The 993-nt window shown below is 42.0% G+C and carries 1 pseudogene; it reads right to left on the minus strand.

The annotated features are described in order from the left end of the window. A pseudogene (locus C1G57_RS08595) lies at positions 1 to 993 on the minus strand (transposase); the annotation flags it as partial.

Genomic DNA, 993 nt, shown 5'->3' on the forward strand with positions numbered 1-993 from the left:
ATCCTACCAAATACAGGTTCGACATCCACCTTGCGTTTGGCATAAATGCGGGCTCCCTCTTTACTTGTCAATTCCTCTTTGACTAAGTTCTTGAAATAGTTCCACGTAGGATTATACTGAATTTGTTTGAGGTTTCCTTTCTCTGTCCGTGCTAACTGGTCTAACTCCTCACTAGCTTGTACAGGATCAGCTTCGTAAATCTTAATATCTCTCTCAAATCCATTCTGCTCCGTTCTTCGTGAATAATTCTTAAACGAGTAGACAATCCCATCTGGCTTTATCCACTGGTCAGAATCTTCTAGATAGGTCCAGTTTTCAGGATTGGCATCACTCTTCTTGTAGCTTTTCTTCTGCTCTTTCTGATATGTTCCGTAGGGAATTAGAGGTGTTTTCTCCAGGTCATCAACGATAAAGCTATAATTTTCTTCACTTCCATAACCTGCATCTGCGACAATGTGTTGAAAGAGTTCTAGGGTTTGGATGGATTGAAGAAAAGGCTTGAGTGTACGAGTGTCAGTTGGATTCGGATACAATCCGTAAGCTAAGGCAAACTGGCTGTTTGTGCCAAGTTGGAGGTTGTAACCCGGTTTGAGTTGACCATTCTTCATACTCGCTCTTTTATTTCAAGGCTCGTGAAGAAACAGTCTCTCCCCAGACTGTTTCTTCCTCTTTCATCCGGATGAATGTTGCATCGTGATCCGTTTTAGAGTAGGAGTTTCGCTCTTGTAAAATCTGTTTATCTCGTTCGTACTTCTGTTTCCGAACAAGACAATCCTCTTTCAACTTTCTCTTGAGTTTCTTAATTCTTCTTCGTTTCTGTCTGTTGGCTGATCCACCTTTAATGACTTTAGGCTCTTGTGAGATAGCTTCTTCCACCTCATCCAATACTTGTTCTGTCTCATGTAGGAGTTGTTTGAGTCCCTCGCTAGTGAGGCATTCTTCCTTGGACAAGGCAGTATTCACCCCTTCTTGAACTAGCTTGTCATAAAGGGC

Origin of the sequence: Streptococcus suis (assembly GCF_002960425.1) — a bacterium.
In the GTDB taxonomy this organism is placed as follows: domain Bacteria; phylum Bacillota; class Bacilli; order Lactobacillales; family Streptococcaceae; genus Streptococcus; species Streptococcus suis_S.